At 70.7% G+C, this 23629-nt stretch carries 20 protein-coding genes, 1 tRNA gene and 1 riboswitch; of the genes, 14 read left to right on the top strand and 7 right to left on the bottom strand.

The genetic code is table 11. The annotated features are described in order from the left end of the window. The first annotated feature begins 4 nt into the window (after positions 1-4). The 8 genes from AC07DC_RS38715 (at position 5) to AC07DC_RS38750 (ending at position 9009) form a co-directional block, all read left to right on the top strand. Complete coding sequence (locus AC07DC_RS38715; protein ID WP_478919480.1) at positions 5-934, top strand: transglycosylase family protein; 930 nt, start codon at positions 5-7, stop codon at positions 932-934. A gap of 260 nt (positions 935-1194) precedes the next feature. Further along, positions 1195-1367, top strand: a riboswitch (cyclic di-AMP (ydaO/yuaA leader). A 4-nt stretch (positions 1368-1371) separates the two neighbouring features. Beyond that, positions 1372-2073 (top strand): transglycosylase family protein, encoded by a 702-nt coding sequence (locus AC07DC_RS38720; protein ID WP_478919481.1) that lies wholly within the window; start codon positions 1372-1374, stop codon positions 2071-2073. A 298-nt stretch (positions 2074-2371) separates the two neighbouring features. Then, positions 2372-3655 carry a phosphopyruvate hydratase gene (eno, locus tag AC07DC_RS38725; RefSeq protein ID WP_478919482.1) on the top strand — a complete coding sequence of 428 codons (1284 nt, stop codon included), beginning with the start codon at positions 2372-2374 and terminating at the stop codon, positions 3653-3655. A gap of 94 nt (positions 3656-3749) precedes the next feature. Then, complete coding sequence (locus AC07DC_RS38730; RefSeq protein WP_478919483.1) at positions 3750-4256, top strand: FtsB family cell division protein; 507 nt, start codon at positions 3750-3752, stop codon at positions 4254-4256. Between the two features lie 44 nt (positions 4257-4300). Then, positions 4301-4858 (top strand): DUF501 domain-containing protein, encoded by a 558-nt coding sequence (locus AC07DC_RS38735; protein WP_478919484.1) that lies wholly within the window; start codon positions 4301-4303, stop codon positions 4856-4858. Further along, positions 4855-5799 carry a Ppx/GppA phosphatase family protein gene (locus tag AC07DC_RS38740; RefSeq protein ID WP_478919486.1) on the top strand — a complete coding sequence of 315 codons (945 nt, stop codon included), beginning with the start codon at positions 4855-4857 and terminating at the stop codon, positions 5797-5799. Before AC07DC_RS38735 ends, AC07DC_RS38740 begins: the two co-directional genes overlap by 4 nt. A 309-nt stretch (positions 5800-6108) precedes the next feature. Beyond that, on the top strand, positions 6109-7506 hold the full coding sequence (locus AC07DC_RS38745; RefSeq protein ID WP_478919487.1) for an NAD(P)/FAD-dependent oxidoreductase: 1398 nt from the start codon (positions 6109-6111) through the stop codon (positions 7504-7506). A gap of 165 nt (positions 7507-7671) precedes the next feature. Beyond that, complete coding sequence (locus AC07DC_RS38750; protein ID WP_478919488.1) at positions 7672-9009, top strand: class I SAM-dependent methyltransferase; 1338 nt, start codon at positions 7672-7674, stop codon at positions 9007-9009. Positions 9010-9083: 74 nt separating this feature from the next. On the opposite strand, the gene AC07DC_RS38755 is transcribed toward AC07DC_RS38750, so the two are convergent. Both AC07DC_RS38755 and AC07DC_RS38760 read right to left on the bottom strand, forming a co-directional pair. Next, on the bottom strand, positions 9084-11618 hold the full coding sequence (locus tag AC07DC_RS38755; RefSeq protein ID WP_478919489.1) for an ABC transporter permease: 2535 nt from the start codon (positions 11616-11618) through the stop codon (positions 9084-9086). Positions 11619-11785: 167 nt separating this feature from the next. Then, positions 11786-12586, bottom strand: a complete 801-nt coding sequence (locus AC07DC_RS38760) for an ABC transporter ATP-binding protein (protein WP_478919490.1) — start codon at positions 12584-12586, stop codon at positions 11786-11788. A 402-nt stretch (positions 12587-12988) separates the two neighbouring features. Here AC07DC_RS38760 and AC07DC_RS38765 point away from each other — a divergent pair. Further along, positions 12989-13070: transfer RNA gene (locus tag AC07DC_RS38765), tRNA-Leu, on the top strand. Between the two features lie 116 nt (positions 13071-13186). Beyond that, on the top strand, positions 13187-14086 hold the full coding sequence (locus AC07DC_RS38770; RefSeq protein WP_478919491.1) for a Bax inhibitor-1/YccA family protein: 900 nt from the start codon (positions 13187-13189) through the stop codon (positions 14084-14086). A gap of 77 nt (positions 14087-14163) precedes the next feature. On the opposite strand, the gene AC07DC_RS38775 is transcribed toward AC07DC_RS38770, so the two are convergent. Further along, complete coding sequence (locus AC07DC_RS38775) at positions 14164-14394, bottom strand: DUF4287 domain-containing protein (RefSeq protein ID WP_138356104.1); 231 nt, start codon at positions 14392-14394, stop codon at positions 14164-14166. Between the two features lie 125 nt (positions 14395-14519). Here AC07DC_RS38775 and AC07DC_RS38780 point away from each other — a divergent pair, with 125 nt between their 5' ends. Continuing rightward, complete coding sequence (locus AC07DC_RS38780) at positions 14520-14843, top strand: hypothetical protein (RefSeq protein ID WP_478919492.1); 324 nt, start codon at positions 14520-14522, stop codon at positions 14841-14843. Positions 14844-14918: 75 nt separating this feature from the next. Here the strand turns inward: AC07DC_RS38780 and AC07DC_RS38785 are convergent, their stop codons facing one another. The 3 genes from AC07DC_RS38785 to AC07DC_RS38795 all read right to left on the bottom strand — a co-directional run bounded on the left by AC07DC_RS38785 (position 14919) and on the right by AC07DC_RS38795 (position 18664). Beyond that, positions 14919-15737, bottom strand: coding sequence for a hypothetical protein (locus AC07DC_RS38785; protein ID WP_478919493.1), 819 nt, complete (start codon positions 15735-15737; stop codon positions 14919-14921). A gap of 490 nt (positions 15738-16227) precedes the next feature. After that, a complete protein-coding gene (locus AC07DC_RS38790) occupies positions 16228-17448 on the bottom strand; it encodes an acetyl-CoA C-acetyltransferase (RefSeq protein ID WP_478919494.1) in 1221 nt (406 codons plus the stop codon). A gap of 187 nt (positions 17449-17635) precedes the next feature. Further along, positions 17636-18664 (bottom strand): SGNH/GDSL hydrolase family protein, encoded by a 1029-nt coding sequence (locus tag AC07DC_RS38795; protein ID WP_478919495.1) that lies wholly within the window; start codon positions 18662-18664, stop codon positions 17636-17638. A gap of 196 nt (positions 18665-18860) precedes the next feature. Here AC07DC_RS38795 and AC07DC_RS38800 point away from each other — a divergent pair, with 196 nt between their 5' ends. Further along, complete coding sequence (locus AC07DC_RS38800) at positions 18861-20240, top strand: cystathionine beta-synthase (RefSeq protein WP_478919566.1); 1380 nt, start codon at positions 18861-18863, stop codon at positions 20238-20240. 143 nt (positions 20241-20383) lie between these two features. Further along, positions 20384-21151, top strand: a complete 768-nt coding sequence (locus AC07DC_RS38805; RefSeq protein WP_478919496.1) for a hypothetical protein — start codon at positions 20384-20386, stop codon at positions 21149-21151. 387 nt (positions 21152-21538) lie between these two features. On the opposite strand, the gene AC07DC_RS38810 is transcribed toward AC07DC_RS38805, so the two are convergent. Further along, the gene (locus AC07DC_RS38810) at positions 21539-21967 is read right to left on the bottom strand and encodes a hypothetical protein (protein WP_478919497.1); all 429 of its coding nucleotides are present in this window, start codon (positions 21965-21967) and stop codon (positions 21539-21541) included. 186 nt (positions 21968-22153) lie between these two features. Here AC07DC_RS38810 and AC07DC_RS38815 point away from each other — a divergent pair, with 186 nt between their 5' ends. Further along, positions 22154-23530 carry an acyl-CoA synthetase gene (locus tag AC07DC_RS38815; protein WP_478919498.1) on the top strand — a complete coding sequence of 459 codons (1377 nt, stop codon included), beginning with the start codon at positions 22154-22156 and terminating at the stop codon, positions 23528-23530. The last annotated feature ends 99 nt before the right edge of the window (positions 23531-23629 follow it).

Consider the following 23629-nt stretch of genomic DNA (forward strand, 5'->3'; position numbering starts at 1 on the left):
CCGCATGCTGAAGTCCGGGAACGGCAGACACCGCCGACCGCGCCAGGCCTCGACCGCCGTTGTGGTGGTCGCGGTGACCGGGGCGGGGATCGCACTCCCGCTGCTCGGTGCGGGCGCCGCGCAGGCGGCCGACGCCACGACCTGGGACAAGGTGGCGGTGTGTGAGAGCGGCGGCATGTGGAGCGCCAACGCCGGCAACGGCTTCTACGGTGGTCTGTCGATCACCGAGGACACCTGGGAGCAGTACGGCGGCACGGCGTACGCCGAGCGCCCCGACCTGGCCAGCCGCTCGCAGCAGATAGCCGTCGCCGAAACGCTGCTCGCCGAACTCGGGCCGGACGCGTGGCCCGGTTGCTCGGGACCCGCGGGGCTCGTCACCGGCGGCGTGCCGGCGAAGGTCGACCCGGGTTCGATCCTGACCCCGGCCCCCACGACGACGCAGACGACGCCGACGGCGCCCGCGACGCCGAAGACCCCTCCGGCCGCCACGACGCCGACGACTCCGTCGACGCCCACGGGCACCTCGGCGCCCGACCCTGCGACCGTTCCCCCGGGCACCGCCAAGCAGCCCACCGGCGCCCCCACCACCACCCCGGACCCGACGGCCACCACTCCGGCCCCGGGGCAGAGCCAGGGCAAGCACGCCAAGCCCGAGTCGCCCGAGTCCGCCGGCGGGCTCTCCACCGACCGCGCCTCGCGCGATGCCGACCGGCCCACCGACACCGACGGCCTGAGTGATGACCAGAAGGCCGGTCAGAGCGATGTGGCGAGCGACGGCACCTACGTCGTGGTGTCGGGCGACAACCTGTGCGACATCGCCGCGGACCACCATCTGCGGGGCGGATGGAAGGCACTGTATGGGGCAAATGACCAGATTGTTGGGGACAATCCCGACCTGATTCTCCCTGGCCAGCACCTCGACTTGAGCTACTGAGTCCGCTCAACACGATCCCGGCACCCCGGTCCTTGTGACAAGGGTCTCCGTGGCGCCTGTGACCACCCGCTCGCGCTCCGCCGACTTTCTCCCTTCCGACCTGCGGGTCTGTGCGCCCGCTCAGCCGGACAGGGGAGTTGCTGTACGACACCGGGATGTTTGTCCTCGCCGGGATCGTGTGTTTAACGTCTAACTGCTCGCCACAGCGGGCCCCGCCGGTCAGGATCGCCGAGTCCTGCCGCCGACCGACGGGAACAGTCGACGCGAAAGCGCCGTAGGCAGGAGCGGGGGACCCAAGGTCTTCCGCCGGCCCGGCCCCGAACTCGTGGGGGACGGACCGGCTTGGGGTGAAGCAGCGCGGCGAGAGCCGTGCAGCCGGGCAACTCACGCCCGAACCCGACAGCTGACCTCGTAGGCGTCGGTGAGGATGACACATCATGGGTAAGCACCGTCGCCCGTCCAAGTTCACCCGAATTGCCGCGATTGCCGGTGTTACCACCGCTGCGATCGCCGTTCCGCTGATCGGTGCTTCCGGCGCCTCGGCCGCTTCGGTCGCCACGTGGGACGCCGTCGCCCAGTGCGAGTCCGGTGGCAACTGGTCGATCAACACCGGCAACGGCTACTACGGTGGCCTGCAGTTCTCCCAGTCCAGCTGGGAAGCGGCCGGTGGCACCGCGTACGCCGCCCGCGCCGACCTGGCCACCAAGGACCAGCAGATAGCGGTGGCCGAGAAGCTGCTCGCCCTGCAGGGCCCGGGTGCCTGGGCCTGTGCCGGCGCCGGCAACCTCACCGCCGGTGGCCCGGCCGCCAACGTGGACACCTCCGGTTCCGCCACGAAGAGCACCCCGTCGAAGAGCACCACCTCGCGCGACACCTCGGACACCGCCAGCCGCAGCAAGTCCGAGAACCGCGCCCCGGTCAAGAAGGCCAAGCCCGCCGCCAAGCCTGCCGAGACCAAGAAGGCCGCCCCGGTCCAGCAGGGCACCGGCGAGTACAAGGTCGTCACCGGTGACAGCCTCTCCGAGATCGCCCAGGCGCACCACGTCGCCGGCGGCTGGGAGAAGCTGTTCGAGCTGAACAAGAGCATCATCAGCGACGCCGACCTGATCTACCCGGGCCAGCAGCTGCACCTCAGCTGAGACCGGGAACCGCGGGCCGCGACCGCACCTGACTCACCGGCAGCCGCCCCGCCGGTTCCCGTCCGCTGAACCCTGATTCCCCCGGCCAGGCACGCACTCCCCCCGAGCGTGCCGGGCCGGGGGTTTTCCCGTTGGTCACGCGGTGTAAGGCACCGTTGGTCACCTGTTGTAAGTCTTTGGGCCCTTTTTCGTCTCAGGGGTCGGCCGATCGACTGGCCGACCCTCCTCGGGCGGTTAGGCTCGTGTCGCAAGAGCAGAGAGACACGCATCAGCTGTACACAGCCTGAAGGAGACACTCGTGCCGTCCATCGACGTCGTCGTAGCCCGGGAAATCCTCGACTCACGAGGCAACCCCACCGTCGAGGTCGAGGTCGGCCTCGACGACGGCAGCACCGGCCGCGCGGCCGTGCCGTCCGGTGCCTCGACCGGAGCTTTCGAGGCCCTGGAGCTTCGCGACGGTGACAAGAGCCGCTACATGGGCAAGGGCGTCGAGAAGGCCGTTCTCGCCGTCATCGAGCAGATCGGCCCGGAGCTGGTCGGCTACGACGCCACCGAGCAGCGGCTGATCGACCAGGCGATGTTCGACCTGGACGCCACCCCGGACAAGTCCTCGCTCGGCGCCAACGCCATCCTCGGCGTCTCGCTCGCCGTCGCGCACGCCGCCTCCGAGGCGTCCGACCTGCCGCTCTTCCGCTACCTCGGCGGTCCGAACGCGCACGTGCTGCCGGTCCCGATGATGAACATCCTGAACGGCGGGTCGCACGCCGACTCGAACGTGGACATCCAGGAGTTCATGATCGCGCCGATCGGTGCCGAGTCCTTCTCCGAGGCCCTGCGCTGGGGCGCCGAGGTCTACCACACGCTCAAGGGCGTGCTGAAGGAGCGCGGGCTCTCCACCGGCCTGGGCGACGAAGGCGGCTTCGCGCCGAACCTCGACTCCAACCGTGAGGCGCTCGACCTCATCGTCGAAGCCATCAAGAAGGCCGGCTACCAGCCCGGTCAGGACATCGCGCTCGCGCTCGACGTCGCCGCCTCCGAGTTCCACAACGAGGACGGTTCGTACGACTTCGAGGGCAAGAAGATCTCCGCGGGCGAGCTCTCGGACTACTACGCCGAGCTGGTCGCCGCGTACCCGCTGATCTCCATCGAGGACCCGCTGAACGAGGAGGACTGGGAGGGCTGGAAGGCCCTCACCGCCAAGCTCGGCGACAAGGTCCAGATCGTCGGCGACGACCTCTTCGTCACCAACCCGGAGCGCCTGCAGCGCGGTATCGACGAGGGCTCGGCCAACGCGCTGCTCGTCAAGGTCAACCAGATCGGCTCGCTCACCGAGACCCTCGACGCGGTCGAGCTGGCCCAGCGCAACGGCTTCAAGTGCATGATGTCGCACCGCTCCGGTGAGACCGAGGACGTCACCATCGCCGACCTCGCCGTTGCCACCAACTGCGGCCAGATCAAGACCGGCGCCCCGGCCCGCTCCGAGCGCGTTGCCAAGTACAACCAGCTCCTGCGCATCGAGGAGATCCTGGACGACGCGGCGGTCTACGCCGGTCGTTCCGCGTTCCCCCGCTTCAAGGGCTGATCGGCGGCACTGCCCGCAGGTCTGACCTACGTCCCCGTGCCCGGTCCCGTACCGTGGCCGGGGACGTAGGTACGTGCGGACGAGGGGAGACGGCGTGGGGGCGGATCGGTTCTCCACCGCGGCGCGGCTGAAGGCGATCGGCCAGGAGGCGCAGGCCCGCGTCTACCGCGCGGCGACCAGGCGCCCCGCCCCCCGGCGCAGCAAGCTCACCGGGCGGGCCGCGCTGCTGGCGCTCGTGCTCTGTGCGCTGATCGTCGCTCTCGCCTATCCGATGCGGCAGTACATCGCCCAGCGCTCGGACATCGCCGACCAGCGCAAGGAGGCCCAGCAGGCCAAGGAGCGCGTCGAGCAGCTGCGCGAGGAGAAGGCGCGCTGGCAGGACAACGAGTACGTGAAGACCCAGGCCCGCAAGCGGCTGCACTTCATGCTGCCCGGTGAGACCGGCTATACGGTGGTGAGTCCGACCCCGAGCGCCGGGCCCGTCAGCGACACCGGCGGCCGGCGGTCCTCGGACGAGGCCGCCGCGCACCGCCCCTGGTACGACAATTTCTGGGACAGCGTCGACCACGCCGACGCCGCCGGGAGCCCCTCCCGGCGGTAGCCGGGGCAACGCCCTCGCTGACCCTCCACGACCGAGAACGGCTCATGACAGATCACCCCGCTCCCACCCCCCGCACCACGCCGACCGAGGCCGACATCGCCGCGTTCAAGGAGCAGCTGGGCCGCCCGCCGCGCGGCCTGCGGGCCATCGCCCACCGCTGCCCGTGCGGGCAGCCGGACGTGGTCGAGACCCAGCCGCGGCTGGAGGACGGTACGCCGTTCCCGACGCTGTACTACCTGACCTGCCCGCGCGCCGCGTCGGCCATCGGGACGCTGGAGGCCGACGGCGTCATGAAGCAGATGACGGCCCGGCTCGCCGAGGACCCGGAGCTGGCCGCCGCCTATCAGGCCGCGCACGACGACTACATCACCCGCCGGGACGCCATCGAGGTACTGGAGGGCTTCCCGAGCGCGGGCGGCATGCCCGACCGTGTGAAGTGCCTGCACGTCCTGGTCGGCCACTCGCTGGCCGCCGGCCCCGGGGTGAACCCGCTGGGCGACGAGGCGATCGCGATGCTGCCCGAGTGGTGGCGCAAGGGCCCGTGCGTCAGCGGCGGCTGCCCCACCGAGCCCGCCCCGACGACGGACGAGGGGACCAGGTGACCCGGGTAGCGGCGATCGACTGCGGTACCAACTCCATCCGGCTGCTCATCGCCGACGCCGACCCGGTCACGGGTGAGATCGAGGACCTCGACCGGCGGATGACGATCGTCCGGCTCGGCCAGGGCGTGGACCGCACCGGACGGCTGGCGCCCGAGGCGCTGGAGCGGACCTTCGCGGCCTGCCGCGAGTACGCCGCCGCCATCAAGGAACTCGGCGCGGAGCGCGTGCGGTTCGTGGCGACGTCCGCCTCGCGCGACGCCGAGAACCGCGCGGATTTCGTGCGCGGTGTGGTGGAGATCCTGGGCGTCGAGCCCGAGGTGATCACCGGTGACCAGGAGGCCGAGTTCTCCTTCACCGGCGCCACCAAGGAACTGACCGACCACGACGGCCACGCGAAGCCGTACCTCGTGGTGGACATCGGCGGCGGCTCGACCGAGTTCGTGGTCGGAGACGACCATGTGCTCGCGGCCCGCTCCGTGGACATCGGCTGTGTGCGGATGACCGAGCGGCACCTGACCGCGGACGACGGCACGATCATCGATCCGCCGACGCTCGGCCGCATCACCGCCATCAAGGCCGACATCAACGCGGCACTCGACGAGGCGGCCGGCTCCGTCCCGCTGGAGCAGGCCCGCACCCTCGTCGGCCTGGCCGGCTCCGTCACCACGGTCGCCGCCGTGGCGCTGGGACTGACGGAGTACGACTCGGCCGCGATCCACCACTCGCGGATCTCCCTGGAGCAGGTCAGGGAGATCACCGGACAGCTCCTCGCGGCCACCCACGCGGAGCGCGCGGCGATCCCCGTGATGCACCCGGGCCGGGTCGATGTGATCGGCGCGGGAGCGCTCGTCCTGCTCCAGATCATGGAGCGGATCGGGGCCCGGGAAGTGGTCGTGAGCGAGCACGACATCCTCGACGGCATCGCCTGGAGCATCGCGTAGCACGAAGTTTGTGAAACTCTTCACATGAAGTTCCGGCCCTGCGGCGAAGTTTTCCAAGGCCGCAGGGCCCGGAACCCCTCAAAACCCTTGTGGCGCGGTGTTTCCTGGGTGTTACAGCCCTATGGAGACATGCCCAACGGGCGACGATCTTTGCTGATCAGAAGGTGCGCTCAACGCCCCGTCCGGGTCTCGGGTTCCCTCGGCGGACTGTGTGGCTGATCACGCGGCCGGGCAGTGTAGCAGAGGGTGTCCAGTACCTTGTGAAGGGGCTCACGAGCACCCCTCCATCAGGTGCTGGATACTCGAACCATGAGCACTTCGGAGCGTCCACGGATCCTCGTAGTAGGCGGCGGATACGTCGGCCTGTACGCGGCGCGCCGCATCATGAAGAAGATGCGGTACGGCGAGGCGACGGTCACTGTCGTCGACCCGCGCTCGTACATGACGTACCAGCCATTCCTCCCCGAAGCTGCCGCCGGCAGCATCTCCCCGCGCCATGTCGTCGTCCCGCTGCGACGCGTGCTGCCCGGTGCGGAGGTGCTCACCGGCCGCGTGATGAACATCGATCAGGACCGCAAGGTCGCGTCGATCCAGCCGCTCGTGGGCGAGACCTACGAACTGCCCTTCGACTACCTGATCATCGCGCTCGGCGCGGTCTCCCGTACCTTCCCGATCCCCGGCCTGGCCGAGAACGGCATCGGCATGAAGGGCGTCGAGGAGGCCATCGGCCTGCGCAACCACGTCCTCGAACAGCTCGACAAGGCTGACTCCACGACGGACGAGGATGTCCGCCGCAAGGCGCTGACCTTTGTCTTCGTCGGCGGTGGCTTCGCCGGCGCGGAGACCATAGGCGAGGTCGAGGACATGGCCCGCGACGCCGCCAAGTACTACCCGAACGTCAAGCGCGAGGACATGCGCTTCATCCTCGTCGACGCCGCCGACAAGATCCTCCCCGAGGTCGGCCCGCAGCTCGGCGAGTGGGGCCTGGAGCACCTGCGCGAGCGCGGTATCGAGGTCTACCTCAGCACCTCGATGAAGTCCTGCGTCGACAAGCACGTGGTGCTCGCCAACGGCCTGGAGGTCGACGCCTCCACGATCGTGTGGACCGCCGGCGTCAAGCCGAACCCGGCCCTCGCCCGCTTCGGCCTCCCGCTCGGCCCGCGCGGCCACGTGGACACCTCGGAGAAGCTCCAGGTGCAGGGCACCGACTACATCTGGGCCGCCGGCGACAACGCCCAGGTTCCGGACATCGCCGCCCGCAAGGCCGGCGTCGAGAACGCCTGGTGCCCGCCGAACGCCCAGCACGCGCTGCGCCAGGCCAAGGTCCTCGGCGACAACGTGGTCTCGGGGATGCGCGGCTTCCCGCAGCAGACCTACGCCCACGCCAACAAGGGCGCGGTCGCCGGTCTCGGCCTGCACAAGGGCGTCGCGATGATCGTCGTCGGCAAGACGAAGATCAAGCTCAAGGGCCGGCTGGCCTGGTACATGCACCGTGGCTACCACGGCATGGCCGTCCCGACCTGGAACCGCAAGATCCGGGTCTTCGCGGACTGGACGCTCGCGATGTTCCTCAAGCGCGAGGTCGTCTCGCTCGGCGCCATGGAGAACCCCCGCGAGGAGTTCTACGAGGCGGCCCGTCCGGCGCCGGCCCCCGCGAAGGCGGCGGTCCCGGCGAACGCGGCAGCCGAGAAGGCCAAGGCTTCCTGACGCCAGGTCGCACCGGTCCGCCAGGTCCGGTCGCAGATACGTAAGCCCGAAGGGGCGCCCGCCATCCGTGGTGCGGGCGCCCCTTCGGCGTACGCCCGGGGGCGCTCGGGTGGTTGGGCCGGAAAATCACTCGCGTCGGCGGTCGTCCGTCGTACGCTCGTACGCATGGCAGATGCGGCCCGTCGCATGCGCGACCTTGCTGAAAAAGCCCTACGGGCACCGTTCCCGCTGCGCGTCCGCGCATGGGACGGAAGTGAGGCCGGTCCTCCGGACGCCCCCACCCTCGTCATCCGGCGCCGGCGGGCACTGCGCCGGCTGCTGTGGAAGCCGGGCGAGCTGGGGCTGGCCCGGGCCTGGGTGGCCGGCGACCTGGACATCGAAGGCGATCTGTACGAGGCGCTGGACCTGATCGCCGGCATTGTCTGGGAGACCGGCGAGGAGGGCGCACCGCACGTCGGCGGGTTCCGGCGGGTGGCGGACGCGCTGCGGGACCCGCGCACCTACCGGCTCGCCCGCGAGGCCCTCGTGCTCGCCGGGCCGGGGCTGCCGCCCGCGCCGCCGCCCGAGGAGGCCCGCCGCCGGTTCGGCCCGCTGCACAGCCCGGGCCGCGACAAGCAGGCCATCAGCCACCACTACGACGTCGGCAACGACTTCTACGAGCGCGTCCTCGGCCCGTCGATGGTCTACTCCTGCGCCTACTGGGAGCACCCCGAAACGCACCCCGACGCCACCCTCGAAGCGGCCCAGCGGGCCAAACTCGACCTCGTCTGCCGCAAGTTGGCGCTCCGGCCCGACCAGACGCTGCTGGATGTCGGCTGCGGCTGGGGCTCGATGGTCCTGCATGCCGCCGAGCACTACGGTGTGCGCGCCGTCGGCATCACGCTCTCCACCGAGCAGGCCGCGTACGCCCGCAAGCGCGTCGCCGAGGCCGGCCTCACCGACCGGATCGACATCCGCGTCCAGGACTACCGCGCGGTCGATGACGGCCCGTACGACGCGATCTCGTCGATCGGCATGGCGGAGCATGTCGGCCGCGACCTGTACCGCGAGTACGCCACCCACCTCTACGGTCTGCTGCGGCCCGGCGGGCGGCTGCTCAACCACCAGATCGCCCGCCGCCCCTGGGTGGACGAGGAGGCGTACCACGTCGACGAGTTCATCGACCGCTACGTCTTCCCGGACGGCGAACTCGCGCCCGTGGGCTCGACCGTCTCCCGGCTGGAGGAGGCCGGTTTCGAAGTGCGTGACGTCGAGGCTCTCCGCGAGCACTACGCGCTGACGCTGCGGGCCTGGGTGAGCAATCTGGAGGACCACTGGCAGGAGGCGGTGCGGCTCGCCGGCGCGGGACGCGCGCGGGTGTGGCGGCTGTACATGGCCGCCAGCGCGCTGTCCTTCGAGCAGAACCGCATCGGCGTCAACCAGGTCCTGGCCGTCAGGACCCGGTCCTCCGGGGAGTCGGGCATGGCACGCGTCAGGCCGTGGCCCGTGGAGTCGAAGGCCTGAGCGCCGCCGCGGGCTCTCCCGGACGGATCCGGCAGAGCCCGCGGCGGCGTTGGAAACGCGGCGGAGGGAACGCGCTACTCCGCCTTGATGGCGCTGAGCATGTTGAGCCGGGCCGCGCGCCGGGCCGGCCACAGCGCGGCGAGGACGCCGACCACGGCGGCTCCGCCGAGGAAGATGCCGATCCGGTCCCACGGCAGGATCATCGTGTAGGTGTCCATGCTGCCGGCGATCAGCCGGCCCGCGGCCCAGCCGAGGAAGACCCCGAGCCCGATGCCGAGCACCGCGCCGAAGAGCGAGATCAGCAGGGACTCGAACCGGACCATCCGCTTGACGTCGCGGCGGTCGAGACCGATCGCGCGCAGCATGCCGATCTCGTGGGAGCGTTCGAAGACCGACATGGCCAGGGTGTTGATGACGCCGAGGACGGCGACGATCACGGCCATGGCGAGCAGCCCGTAGAGCATGTTCAGCATCATGCTGATCATGCCGCCGGCCTCGTTGGAGATATCGGCCCTGTCCTGCACCTTGATCGCCGGGTTGTCGCCCAGCGCCTTCTCTACGGAGTCCTTGGCGGCGGCGCTCGTGCCGTCCGCGGTTTTCACCAGGACCTTCGTGTCGGAGATCTTCGACAGGTGCGGATCGAGCGTCGCGGTGTCGACGAGGAAGCCGTTGAGCATCCCGTTGTCGTGGTAGATGCCGCCGATCTTCAGGGTGCCCTTGGCCTTGTCGTCATAGACGGTGGGCAGGGTGTCGCCGGCCTTCCAGCCGCCCTCCTTGGCGGTCTGGTCGTCCACGACGACGGTCGTGCCGCCGAGACCGGCGATCGAGCCGCTGGTGAAGTCGAGGTTGACCAGCTGCGCGATGGACTTGGTGTTGACGCCGGTCACCGGCCGGCTGTCGCCGCCGATCTCGATCCAGGCGTCCCGCATCGGGCTGGACGCGGTCACGTTGCCGAGGCCGCTGAGCGTCTTCTCGACCTCGGGGGAGAGGTGGGTGCCGGGGTTGACCATGCTGATCGTGTAGTCGGCCCGGATCGAGTCCGCGGCCATCTTGTCGATGCCCTTCTGGACCGAGGTCGCGATCACCGTGAGGCCGGTGATCAGCGTCAGACCGATCATCAGGGCCGAGGCGGTCGCGGCGGTGCGCCGCGGATTGCGGACCGAGTTCTGCCGGGCGAGCTTGCCGGTGACGCCGAACGGGCGCAGCAGCGGTCCCGCGGCGGCGATGACCGGCCGCGACAGCAGTGGCGTCAGGACGAACACCCCGATCAGCAGCAGCCCGCCGCCCGCGCCCAGCGGCATCTTGCCGCTCTCCGCGCTCATCCCGGCACCGGCCAGCACCAGGGCGACGCCCGCGCCGGCCAGCAGCGCGCCGAGGGTGTTGCGCAGCACCAGGCTCTTGACGGTGGCCGGGGCGTGCACGCTGCTCATCGCGGCGACCGGCGCGATCCTGGACGCCCGGCGGGCGGGCAGCCAGGCCGCGAGCATGGTGACGGCGACGCCGACGACCAGCGACGCCACGATCGTGCCGGGACCGACGACCAGCGGGCCGTCCGGCATCGTCGCGCCGGTCGAGCCGAGCAACGACCGCATGGCGACCGCGATGCCTATGCCCGTCACGAGGCCGACCACGGCGGCCGTCAGACCGACCACGAACGCCTCGATCAGCACCGAGCGCGTCACCTGGCGGCGGCTCGCGCCGACCGCGCGCATCAGCGCCAGCTCCTTGGTGCGCTGGGCGACCAGCATGGTGAACGTGTTGGCGATGATGAAGATGCCGACGAAGAGCGCGATACCGGCGAAGACCAGCAGCCCGGTGTTCAGGCCGCTCATCGCCGAGGAGATCTGGACGGCCTCGTCGTCCGCCAGCTTCTGCCCGGTGACCACCTCGGTGCCTTGGGGCAGTGCCTTCTCGACCTCGGCCTTGAGCGCTGCCTGGCTGGTGCCGGGCGCCGCCTTGACGTCGATCTCGTCGTACTGGCCGGACTTGGCGAAGAGCTTCTGCGCGGTGGGGGTGTCGAAGAGCACGAGGCTGCCGCCCGCCGCGACGTTGCCGTCGTCGGTGTCGAAGACGCCGGTGACGGTCTGGTGCATGACCGGGCCGTCGACGGACATCCGTACGGTGTCGCCGACCTGGAGGTCCGCGCGGTCGGCGGTCTTGGTGTCGAGCGCGACCTCCTCCGGCTGCTGCGGGGCGCGGCCGTCCGTCATCGCGTAGCGGGCGTCCTTGCCGTCCTTGCCGGCCGACCAGTTCCCACCCCGGGTGGACCAGCCGTCGCCGATCAGCTTGCCGTCCTTGTCGGCGACCGCGGTGAAGCCGGAGACACTGCCGGTGGCCGAGGCCGCGCCGGGCAGCGCGCGTACGGTGTCCAGCTGGCGCTGGGTCAGATGCGGCCGCTCGTTCTCGCCGGATCGGGCTGTGAAACCGGGCTTCACGGCGACGGAGACGTTCTCGTAGCTCTTGGCCGAGCTCTTCTTCAGGGCGCCGCCGATGGTGTCGGTGAAGACCAGGGTGCCGGAGACGAAAGCGACGCCGAGCATGACGGCGAGCACGGTCATCAGCAGCCTGGCCTTGTGCGCGAGAACGTTGCGCAAGGCAGTGCGGAACATGGGGATCAGTCCTGGTTCGGTCGGTCGGGCGGCGGTGCGGCGGCAGTGCGGGGACGGCACGGCGGCAGCGCGGAGGCACGGCGGAGCGGCACCACGGCAGGGCGGCGGCGCGGGCGGCTACTGGGGGGCGTACTGAGGTGCGTTGGGGGAGGCGGGGTGCGCCGGGCTCAGCTGGTGCGGCCCTCGGCGTCGGGGCCGGGGGTCTGGGCGTTCCCTCCCGAGAGATTCAGCATGCGCTCCAGGACGCCGTCCGAAGTCGGGTCGTGCAGCTCGTCGACGACGCGGCCGTCGGCGAGGAAGATGACCCGGTCCGCGTAGGACGCGGCGACCGGGTCGTGCGTGACCATGACGATCGTCTGGCCCAGCTCGCGCACCGAGTTCCGCAGGAACCCGAGGATCTCGGCGCCGGCCCGCGAGTCCAGGTTGCCGGTCGGCTCGTCGGCGAAGATGATCTCCGGCTGGCTCGCCAGGGCGCGGGCGACCGCCACGCGCTGCTGCTGGCCGCCGGACAGCTGGTTCGGCCGGTGCGACAACCGGTCGGCCAGGCCCACCGTGGCGATCACCTGAGCGAGCCACTTCTTGTCGGCCTTGCGCCCGGCGATGTCCATCGGAAGCGTGATGTTCTCGGCCGCAGTGAGGGTCGGCAGCAGGTTGAACGCCTGGAAGATGAAGCCGATCTTGTCGCGGCGCAACTGCGTGAGCTGCTTGTCCTTGAGCGACGCCAACTCCGTCTCGCCGATCCGCGCCGAGCCGGCGGAGACCGAGTCGAGCCCCGCCATGCAGTGCATCAGCGTGGACTTGCCGGAGCCCGACGGGCCCATGATCGCGGTGTACTCCGCGCGGCGGAACTCGACCGACACACCGTCCAGAGCGACGACCCGGGTCTCCCCCTCGCCGTAGACCTTGCTGAGGTCCGTGGCGCGGGCCGCCACCGTCGAGGTGCGGGAAGAGGTTCCGGTGGTGGTCACGGGGCGGCTCCAGGTGTGGGGTGAACGGCGACCCCTCCATCGTGACGGCTCGAAGCGCTCCGGGGATCAGCCCAGACTGTTGTTCTGGGGGCAGTCCTGGGAGGGACCCGGGAGGTCCGCCGTACTACTTGGGGATGACACCAGCCCCTGAGGCCCGGTGAGTCCGCCGCGTGTCGGCGTGGTCCGGCGTGGCTCCGGGAGGGTGTCTAGGGTGATCGATTTCGCGTCATATGCGAATGACGTGTGTGCGCCATGTGAAGGCCCCGGGGCTCCCGCTCCACCCCCTCAAGGCCCACTTGAGGATGCGTCAGGTACCCCTAAAATCAGACAACATGACGCGGATCGTGCCCTGTTGGGCCCGGTAACACCGATACGCTCGTCCTGCGTCGAGACCCCGCCCCCGCCCGGATGGTGGAACGCAGACACGGCGAGCTTAAACCTCGCTGGCCTCTTGGCCGTGCCGGTTCGAGTCCGGCTCCGGGCACCTCACATCTCCCGCGGGGCGCGTGCCAGAAGATCCTCCTCCGGCGGTACTCCGTCTCCTTTGCTAACCCATTACTCTGGAGGCAATGCCGTAACGCGCGGCCATGGAGGAGTGAGATGAGGAGCAGCAACCCGGTCTTCTCGCGGCGAGGCTTCAGCCGCGGGGACGGATACGCGGGCTTCGGCACGCAGCAGCAGGGCGCGGCCCCGCAGGGGTCGGGGAACCCGTACGCGCAGCAGGGCGGAAACCCGTACGCGCAGGGCGGCAATCCTTACGTCACGGCCGACCAGCAGCAACTCACGCCCGAGCAGCTCCAGCAGATGTACCAGGCCCCGCCGGCCGGACCGGCGCAGACCGGGCGCATGACGATGGACGACGTCGTCATGCGGACCGGTATGACGCTGGGCACCGTGGTCGTCGGTGCGGCGCTGGCATGGACGCTGCTGCCGGTGAACATGGGCATCGCCATTGCCTTCTCACTGGTCGCACTGGTCTTCGGCATGATTCAGGCGTTCAAGGCGACGCCGGTGCCCGCACTGATCCTGGCCTACGCGTTCTTCGAGGGAATCTTCCTCGGCGTGTGGAGCCACATGTACAACATCGCGTGGTCCGGAGCTCCGCTCCAGGCCGTGCTGGGCACGATGGCCGTCTTCGTCGGCATGCTCATCGCCTACAAGACCCGGCTGATCCGCGTCACCGAGCGGTACCAGCGCATCGGCATGGCGATCGCCATCGGCTTCGTGCTGCTGATGTTCGTGAACCTGCTGTTCGTCGCGTTCGGCGCAGCCCCCGACGGCGGTCTGCGCAGCAACGGCCCGCTCGGCATCATCGTCGGCATCATCGGTGTCTGCCTGGGCGCGTTCTTCCTGTCGCTCGACTTCAAGCAGATCGAGGACGGCGTCCGCTACGGCGCTGCGCAGAACGAATCGTGGCTGGCCGCCTTCGGTCTGACGCTCTCGCTGGTGTGGATCTACCTGGAGATGCTGCGGCTGATCGCGATCCTCCGGGGAGACTGACCCGGCCGCAGGACCCCGTACGTGACGGGCCCCCAGGAGGCACTACCTCCTGGGGGCCCGTCGTCGTACGCCCGGGGCTACCGGAGGTTGCGGGCTGCCCGCCTCAAGTCGTATTCGTGGACGATCGCCTTGGCATGTCCGTAGGACAGATCGTGTTCGCTGCGGAGCCAGCTGACTTTCTCGTCGAAGCGGAGGAAGGCTGGGCCGTCATCGACTGCGCGGAGCCAGTCGCGTACTTCTCGGCCGGTGCAATGGGGGATGCGGGAGAGCAGGTTCCGGTGGGTTTCCTCGGAGAAGATCTGGGACATCGGCGCCTCCGGTATACGGTGTCCGGTCATCTCACCGTGCCTGACTGTTGGGGCGTTGGCAACCATCCATGGCAGGCGGATGTGAGTGAGTGGCCGGAACACACGCCCCCGGTACGCTCGCCGACATGCTCGACTGCACTCCTTTGCGCTCCGCCATTGACCGATTGGCGGGCAGATTTCGCGCCCTGCCCCAGAGCCGGCTGCGCGACGGGGCCGCCGAAACAGGCCTTGAACTGGCACGATGGCTGGCCGCGGAAGCACAGCGGCTTGAATTCCCCGGGCGGGAACCGGCCTTGCTGCCGGACGACGGAGCCTTCGCGGTGGGCGACCAGATCGCGGTGGCCGGGAACGACCTGGCACTGGTGCTCGAACAGCGCCCGGAGTGCGGGGAGGTGCTCGAAGCGGCCCTCGTCCGTATCGACGGGGCCGCTCGGCGCTCGGGGGTCTGACGGGGTCGGAGGGTCCTCGGAGGGGTCTGCGAGGAAGGCTCAGAGGAGAGCTCCGAGGAAGGCTCCGAGAAAAGCTCAGAGGGAGGCGACGACCCGGTCGGCCAGGATGAAGACGCTCTCGTCGCCGTAGGTGAACGTCAGGGCGTACGCGCCGCCCACGGCGGAGCCGCCGAGGAGGACGGGGATCTCGCCGCGCTCCAGGGCGCCGGACAGCTGCAGGGCGGTCTCGCGGTGCCCCGGGGTCATGCAGAGCGTGGTGCCGTCGGCGAAGACGTACACGTCCAGCGTGCCCAGCGGGCCCGGACGGACGTCGGAGAGCGGTATGCGGCCCTCGGCGAGGTCGGTGAGGCGCTCGGCGGTCTGGTCCGGGTTGGCGACGACGGACGGGCCGGGCGCGGCGTGCAGATCGGGGAAGTCCGGGTAGTCGGCGAAGTCCTGCGCCGAGGGGTGCGGGAAGAAGCCGGGCGCCGGCAGGGCGAGCTCGGGCTCCAGACCGGCCAGGTCGGCCTGCCGGGGCAGGAACGGCAGCACCGTCGGAACCTCGTACTCGGCGTAGTCGGCGTAGTCGGTGCCCGCGGCGGGTATGCCGCCCCGGAAGAACGGGCTGTCCGCGGACTCGCGGGCTTCCTGCTCGGCCCAGAAGGCACGCGCCTCGGCGAGCTCGCGCTCCCGCTCGTCGGCGAGGGCGTCCGCGACGGCGGCCCGTATCTCGTCGGCCGGGGCCGGCCGGGCGGCCGGTACGGAGGTGGTGCCGGCCGCGGCGCCGGCGAGCGCGAGATCCCCGCGCAGGGCGGCGAGCTCACGGCGCAGGCCGCGGGCGGAGAGCAGGGCGGCGGACCCCAGGGCCACGGCAATGACCGCGACCACCAGCAGGGTGGAGAACAGGGCGCTCACAGACGTACTCCCGACTGACGTGATCCCGAGCAGTGCCCACCGGAGAGTGGACGAAACATCCCCCACACATCACTGTGCCTGTAAACCTCTCCCCTTCGCAGTGCGGAACGTCACGAAATGGACGGGTCTGAGGTCCTGGGCCATCCGGGTGATGCCGCCCTGACCTGCAAAAACGCGCCGCCCCCGGGCTCAGATAACAACCCGGGGGCGGTTCGATTGCGACTTAGATCACACGGTGTGACGGCGAAAGAGTTACGAGCGGGTCAGTTCGACGTTGCCGATCGCGACTCAGCTCAGCCGCTCGATGTCTCTGGTCGCGCTGAGCTTCGCCTCCGCTGCGGGCAGGTACCGCCCTCGTTCCTCGGGCGATCCCTACCCTGCGCTGCGACTCAGCTCAGCCGCTCGATGTCTCTGGTCGCGCTGAGCTTCGCCTCCGCTGCGGGCAGGTACCGCCCTCGTTCCTCGGGCGATCCCTACCCTGCGCTGCGACTCAGCTCAGCCGCTCGATGACCATCGCCATGCCCTGGCCGCCGCCGACGCACATGGTCTCCAGGCCGAACTGCTTGTCGTGGAACTGCAGCGAGTTGATCAGCGTGCCGGTGATGCGGGCGCCGGTCATGCCGAAGGGGTGGCCCACGGCGATCGCGCCGCCGTTGATGTTCAGCCGGTCCAGGTCCACGCCGAGGTCGCGGTAGGACGGGATGACCTGCGCGGCGAACGCCTCGTTGATCTCGACCAGGTCGATGTCGCCGATGCCCAGGCCGGCCCGCTTGAGCGCCTGCTTCGACGCCTCGACCGGGCCGTAGCCCATGATCTCGGGGGAGAGGCCGGAGACACCGGTGGAGACGACGCGGGCGAGCGGCGTGATGCCCAGCTCGCGGGCCTTCACGTCGGACATGATCACGAGGGCGGCGGCGCCGTCGTTCAGCGGGCAGCAGTTGCCCGCGGTGACCGTGCCGTCGGGGCGGAAGACCGGCTTGAGGCCCTGCACCGCTTCCAGCGTGACGCCCGCGCGCGGGCCGTCGTCCGCGGAGACGACCGTGCCGTCGGGCAGCGTGACCGGGGTGATCTCACGCTCCCAGAAGCCGTTCTTGATGGCGGCCTCGGCGAGGTTCTGCGACCGCACGCCGAACTCGTCCTGGTCGGCGCGGGTGACGCCCTTGATCGCGGCGAGGTTCTCGGCGGTCTGGCCCATCGAGATGTACGCGTCCGGGATGAGCCCGTCCTCGCGCGGGTCGTGCCACTCGCCGCCGCCCTTCTCGGCGCGGCCCAGGGTGCGCAGCTCGGCGTCGGCGAAGAGCGGGTTCTTGGTGTCCGGCAGGCCGTCGGAGCTGCCCTTGATGCTGCGCGAGACCATCTCGACGCCGGCCGAGACGAAGATGTCGCCCTCGCCGGCCTTGATCGCGTGCATCGCCATCCGGGTCGTCTGGAGCGATGACGAACAGTAGCGGGTGACCGTGCAGCCCGGCAGGTGGTCCATGCCCATCTGCACGGCCACGATCCGGCCGAGGTTGTACCCCTGCTCGCCGCCGGGCAGGCCGCAGCCGAGCATCAGGTCGTCGATCTGCCGCGGGTCCAGCTCCGGGACCTTCGCCAGCGCGGCCTGGATGATCGTGGCGGTCAGGTCGTCCGGGCGAAGATCCTTGAGGGACCCCTTGAAGGCGCGTCCGATGGGGGATCGGGCGGCTGAGACGATCACGGCTTCGGGCATCGCGACACACACTCCTCGTCGAGGCGGCTGGACTCTCTGGGAAGTTACCTGCACGTATCGCGAGGAGTCACGGGCTGTGGGCTGTGACACGGGACTCTTTCTGAGCGCGCGCTTAGGTCAGGTCGGCGCGACCGGTGCGTGCGGGCCGGTCGGGGCGCACCCGCCGGCCCGTACTCCGCCCGCTCCGTCAGGCCGACGACGCCTCCGTTGTCGCCGGTTCCGTCGTGTGCGGCAGCCGCTGGCGGCGGCGGTGCTTGAGCAGGGCCCAGCGGCCCCGCGGCCCGGATACGGCGTGCATCGCCGCGACGACCTCCGTGCCGCCCTCCGAGGCGGCCTCCACCGCGGCCTGGGCGACCGGCAGGAAGCCCTCGCCGCGCTGCGCGTCCGGACGCTCGTCCGCCTCCGGCCACACGCCCAGCGAGGCGCACAGCGTCGGCAGCAGCGCCATGGCCGCCGCCGCGTACCCCTCCGCGGAGGGGTGGAAGTTGTCCGGGCCGAACATCTCGCGCGGATGCGCCTCGAACTCCGGTCCGAGCAGATCGCCCAGCGAGACCGAACGGCCGCCGAGACCGACCACCCCTATGGTCTGCGCGGCGGCGAGCTGGCGGCTCATCCGGCGCGCCAACCAGCGCAGCGGCTGGTACACCGGCTCCACGGAGCCCAGATCGGGACAGGTGCCGACGACCACCTCGCTGCCCGCCTCGCGCAGCCGGCGCACCGCGTCCGACAGCAGCCGGACGGACTTGGCGGGCGGCATCCGGTGGGTGACGTCGTTCGCGCCGATCATGATCACGCAGACGTCGGGGGGCGGGGCGCCCACGTCGAGCAGGAGTGAGACCTGGCGCGCCAGGTCGTTGGACTGCGCCCCGGGATTCGCCACGTTCACCAGGGTGACGGGCCGCTCCGCGACCGCAGCCAGCCCGGAGGCGAGCAGCGCGCCCGGGGTCTCGCGCGCCCGGTGCACGCCCTGCCCCGCCGCCGTCGAATCGCCGAGGAAACAGAGTCGGAGCGGGATTTCATCCGTTCGGTGCGAGAACGCCGACCCGTATCTGCCGTCCGCGCGCGGCGGTACGTCGTCGGAGCCGCCGACCACCCGTCTCGCCAGGCTCATCTCGGCCAGCAGTACTCCGACGGCCGCCCCGCCGAGCAGACTGATCCCGCCACCGCCGAACGCCGCCGCGGTCGCAATCCGCCGTGCCACCCTCACCCTCGACATCGAGCCGGCTCACCTCCCTGCGTTTGTGCGTACAACACCTTGTTGCCCCGTCACGCGCCTACTGCAACGTGCCGTAGTGGTGATCAACCGACATTAGGGGGGTGGGAAGCAGAAGCGATCGAGGCGCGGACGAGCTGAGAGTCTGCGCGTTAGGCCATAGGCTGGCCGCACATTCACGGAGAACCCGGAGACAATGGTGCAGTTCCACGACTCGATGATCAGCCTCGTCGGCAACACCCCGCTGGTGCGGCTCAACAACGTGACCGAGGGCATCCAGGCGACCGTCCTGGCCAAGGTCGAGTACTTCAACCCCGGAGGCTCGGTCAAGGACCGCATCGCGGTCCGGATGATCGAGGCCGCGGAGCAGAGCGGTGAGCTGAAGCCCGGCGGCACGATCGTCGAGCCGACGTCCGGCAACACCGGTGTCGGCCTCGCGATCGTCGCCCAGCAGAAGGGCTACCACTGCATCTTCGTCTGCCCGGACAAGGTGTCGCTCGACAAGATCAATGTGCTGCGGGCGTACGGCGCGGAGGTCGTGGTCTGCCCGACTGCCGTCGACCCCGACCACCCGGAGTCGTACTACAACGTCTCCGACCGGCTGGTGCGCGAGACCCCCAACGCGTGGAAGCCGGACCAGTACAGCAACCCGAACAACCCGCTGTCGCACTACCACTCCACCGGCCCCGAGCTGTGGGAGCAGACGGAGGGGCGGATCACGCACTTCGTCGCGGGCGTCGGCACCGGCGGCACCATCTCCGGCACCGGCCGCTATCTGAAGGACGCAAGCGATGGCCGTGTCCAGGTCATCGGCGCCGACCCCGAGGGTTCGGTCTACTCCGGCGGCTCCGGGCGTCCGTACCTGGTCGAGGGCGTCGGCGAGGACTTCTGGCCGACCGCCTACGACCGTGAGGTCGCGGACGGCATCGTCGCCGTGTCCGACAAGGACTCCTTCCAGATGACCCGCCGCCTCGCCAAGGAGGAGGGCCTGCTCGTCGGCGGTTCCTGCGGCATGGCGGTCGTCGCGGCGCTGCGCGTCGCCGAGAAGCTCGGCCCGGACGACGTCGTCGTCGTCCTGCTGCCGGACTCCGGCCGCGGTTACATGTCGAAGATCTTCAGCGACGAGTGGATGGCCTCGCACGGCTTCCTCGACGAGGGCAACGGCCAGGCCCGGGTCTCCGACGTCCTCGCCCACAAGGGCGGCGGCATCCCGCAGCTCGTCCACATGCACCCGGAGGAGACCGTCGGCGAGGCGATCGACGTGCTCCGCGAGTACGGCGTCTCCCAGATGCCCATCGTCAAGCCGGGCGCCGGGCACCCCGACGTGATGGCGGCCGAGGTCATCGGCTCCGTCGTCGAACGTGACCTCCTGGATGCGCTGTTCGCCAAGCGCGCCACCCTCGAGGACCCGCTGGAGAAGCACATGAGCGGCCCGCTGCCGCAGGTGGGCTCGGGCGAGCCGGTCTCCGACCTGATGGCGGTCCTGGGCACCAAGTCCGACGCGGCGATCGTCCTCGTCGAGGGCAAGCCGACCGGCGTCGTGAGCCGTCAGGACCTGCTCGCCTTCCTGGCGAAGTAGTCCGCCGGCGCCGCAGCACCGGCGCAAGCACCATGCGGCCCCCTGCCCGGTCCGGGCAGGGGGCCGTCGGGTATTTTCTGCTGGCCCGTCGCAGTGACCCGAGCCGGACCGGGTCCCGCGTCCTCCCAGCAGAACGGCCCGCCATGACCTCCCGCACCTCCGCCCCGCTCCGAGCCGCCGCGCTGCTGCTCCTGCCCCTGGCGCTCGCCGCCTGCTCGTCCGCCACGGACTCGGCGGCCGGGTCCGGCCCGACTGCGACGGCCACGACCACCGCCACCGCTTCCGGCGCGACCACGTCGCCCGGCGCCACCGCCGTCCCGGCCGGTTCGAGCGCCCGACTGCTCACCGGCGACAAGCTGCGGGCCGTGCTGCTGCGGGGCGACGTGCTCCCCAAGGGGTACAAGGCCGACGCGGACGGCACCCGCGACAGTGGCCCGGACCTCGCACCCGAGGCCAAGGACGGCGCCGCCGGTGCGTGCGGGGAGCTGGAGCAGACCGCCTGGGTCCGCATCACCGGGATCGAGAGCGCCGCGTTCGCCCAGGGCGACTTCCTCAACGCCAAGCGCGAGGAGTTCAGCCAGGAGGTCGACACCTTCCGCGGTTCCGGTGCCCGGACCGTGATGACGCGCATCCAGCAGGCGTTCACCCGCTGCGCGCACTTCACCGACTCCGGGAGCGGTTCCCCGGTCCCCGTGAAGGTGAAGAGCGGCCCGATAGCGGGGTCGAACGGCCAGTCCATCAAGGCCGTGCTCACCTCGGACCAGTGGGCGGGCGGCACCACCCTGGTCGCGACCCGCGTCGGCAACAGCGTGATCACCACGTTCTACGCGGTCCAGTCCGCCGATCTCGGCGCCGCGGATGTGGCTCTCACCAAGAAGATCGCGAAGAACCTCACCATCGCCCAGCGCTGACGCGCCGGTCTGCGACGCGCTGACTGGGGGAAGCGCGGAACGCCGGGCCGCCGGCCGGAGTTGGGGGCCCGTTCACCCCGGGATTCGAAAGTGCTACATCCGCGTCACGCGGCCGCAGCACGCGCTTAACACGGGTCGGGCACATTGGTGTTCGTCGGGAAGAGAAGCCCGACAACGCAGGATGTGGCACCCAGGAACTCCGGAGCGGCTCCCGGACCTCTGAGGTGACCCTCCCTGGACGCGGTGTCTGGTCCTGACCCGGCGCGCGTCTGATGCGGGGACCGCCGTCGTCCCGCCCCCCGGGCGACCGGGGGTGCGGCGGTCCCCGCTCCACTTTTTTCCGCGGATTCGTCGAGCAGCTGCCCCGCGCGGGCCCGCTATGGCCCGCTACTCCCAGTCGCTGTCGGACTTCCGGCGGCGCTCGCCCCGCTCGCCCGTGAAGATGTGGCCGAGGGACTGGGCGACGTTCACGCCCACGATGCCGGCCCAGGTGATGAACAGGCCGGGGGTTCCCGCGTTGACCGCGCCGATCGCGGAGAGCGGGATCGCGGCGATCATGGTGAAGCCGGCGAAGCCGTAGCGGGCGAAGCGCGCGCTGGGCTCCGGCGTGCCGGGGCTGCGCCCGGCGCGGGCGAAGGAGGTCTGCTGCTCGGCCAGTTGGCGGCGGACCCGCTGCTCGACATGGCTGTCGAGGCGCTGGTCCACTTTCTCCATGAACGAGTCGACCAGTTCCGACTCGTACTCCGCACCGAGGTCCTTGCGGGCCTGAAGGGTGGCGGCGAGTTCTTTTTTGAGTTCCGGGTCGCGGGCGTCCATGACGCCACCGTACGGAGCGCGGCGGCGCTCGGCACTGGGGGAAACCCCCGATTCTTTTCGGGGGTGCCCCCTCCCAGCGGGCGATGCGTAGAGTCGCGGTGCTACCGCGCGGCGAGCGCCGTCGAGCCGGTCGAGCCCGGTCGAGCCCGCCGGGGCTCGGATTGAGACCTTCAGAGGAGCACACCCGTGCCGCTGTCACCCGCCCCCTCCTTGCTGACGGCCCTCACCGCGTCCGACGGTGCGGACCGGCCCGATGCCGTGACCGTCGCGGGGCGGTCCTGCTCGTACGAGGAACTGCTCGGCGCGGCGGGCGCGGTCGCGGCGCGGGTGGCGGGGGCGCCGGCGTTCGCGGTGCGGGCGACGGCGTCGCATGAGACGGTGGCCGCGGTGGTGGGCGGGCTGCTGGCCGGAGTACCGGTGGTCCCGGTGCCGCCGGACGCGGGACCGGCCGAGCAGAACCACATCCTGGGGGATTCGGGCGCGGCGCTGATCCCCGTCGACTTCGACGAGCGGGCCGGCTGGAGCGGGCCCGAGCCGGGGGCCAAGGAAGCCGCGCTCATCCTCTACACCTCGGGAACGACGGGCCCGCCCAAGGGCGTCGTGGTCTCGCGCGGCGCGATCGCCACCCAGCTCGACGCGCTCGCCGGGGCCTGGGAGTGGACCGCCGGGGACACCCTCGTGCACGGTCTGCCGCTGTTCCACGTGCACGGGCTGGTGCTGGGCGTGCTCGGCGCGCTGCGCACGGGCAGCCGGCTGGTGCACACCGGACGGCCCACGCCGCAGGCGTACGCGGCGGCGGGCGGCACCCTCTACTTCGGCGTGCCGACGGTCTGGTCGCGGGTGGTCCGCGACCCGGCCGCCGCGCGGGCGCTGACCGGCGCCCGGCTGCTGGTGTCGGGCAGCGCCCCGCTGCCCGCCCCCGTCTTCCGGGACCTGGAGGCGCTCACCGGGCAGCGGCCCGTGGAGCGGTACGGGATGACGGAGACGCTGATCACGATCAGCACGCGGGCGGCAGGTGAACGGCGTCCCGGCTCGGTGGGGCTGCCGCTGCCGGGGGTGGAGACCCGGTTGGTGGACGAGGACGGCGCGCCGGTCCCGTACGACGGCGCCACGGTCGGCGAGCTGCAGATCCGCTCGGGCACCCTCTTCGACGGTTACCTCGGCCGTACGGAGGCCACCGCCGCCTCGTACACCGCCGACGGCTGGTTCCGTACCGGCGACATGGCGATGGCGGAGCCGGACGGCATGCACCGGATCGTCGGCCGCGCCTCGACCGACCTCATCAAGTCCGGCGGCTACCGCATCGGCGCGGGCGAGGTGGAGAACGCGCTGCTCGACCACCCCGCGGTCCGGGAGGCGGCGGTGGTGGGCGCGCCGCACGAGGACCTGGGCCAGGAGATCGTCGCGTTCGTCGTGGCGGACGGGGTGAGCGAGGCCGAGCTGATGGACTTCGTGGCCGGGCATCTGTCGGTGCACAAGCGGCCACGGAAGGTCCGGTTCCTGGACGAGCTGCCGCGGAACGCGATGGGGAAGCCGCAGAAGGGGCGGCTGCCGGCGGTGTAGTCGGCTCGGTGGCTGGTTCCGGTGCGTCCGAGTGCGTCCGGTGGACACTCCTTGCCAGGCTGCATGGATTCATGCAGAGTCAGCGACGACTGAATAGGC

This window comes from Streptomyces sp. NPDC045021 (assembly GCF_056432645.1).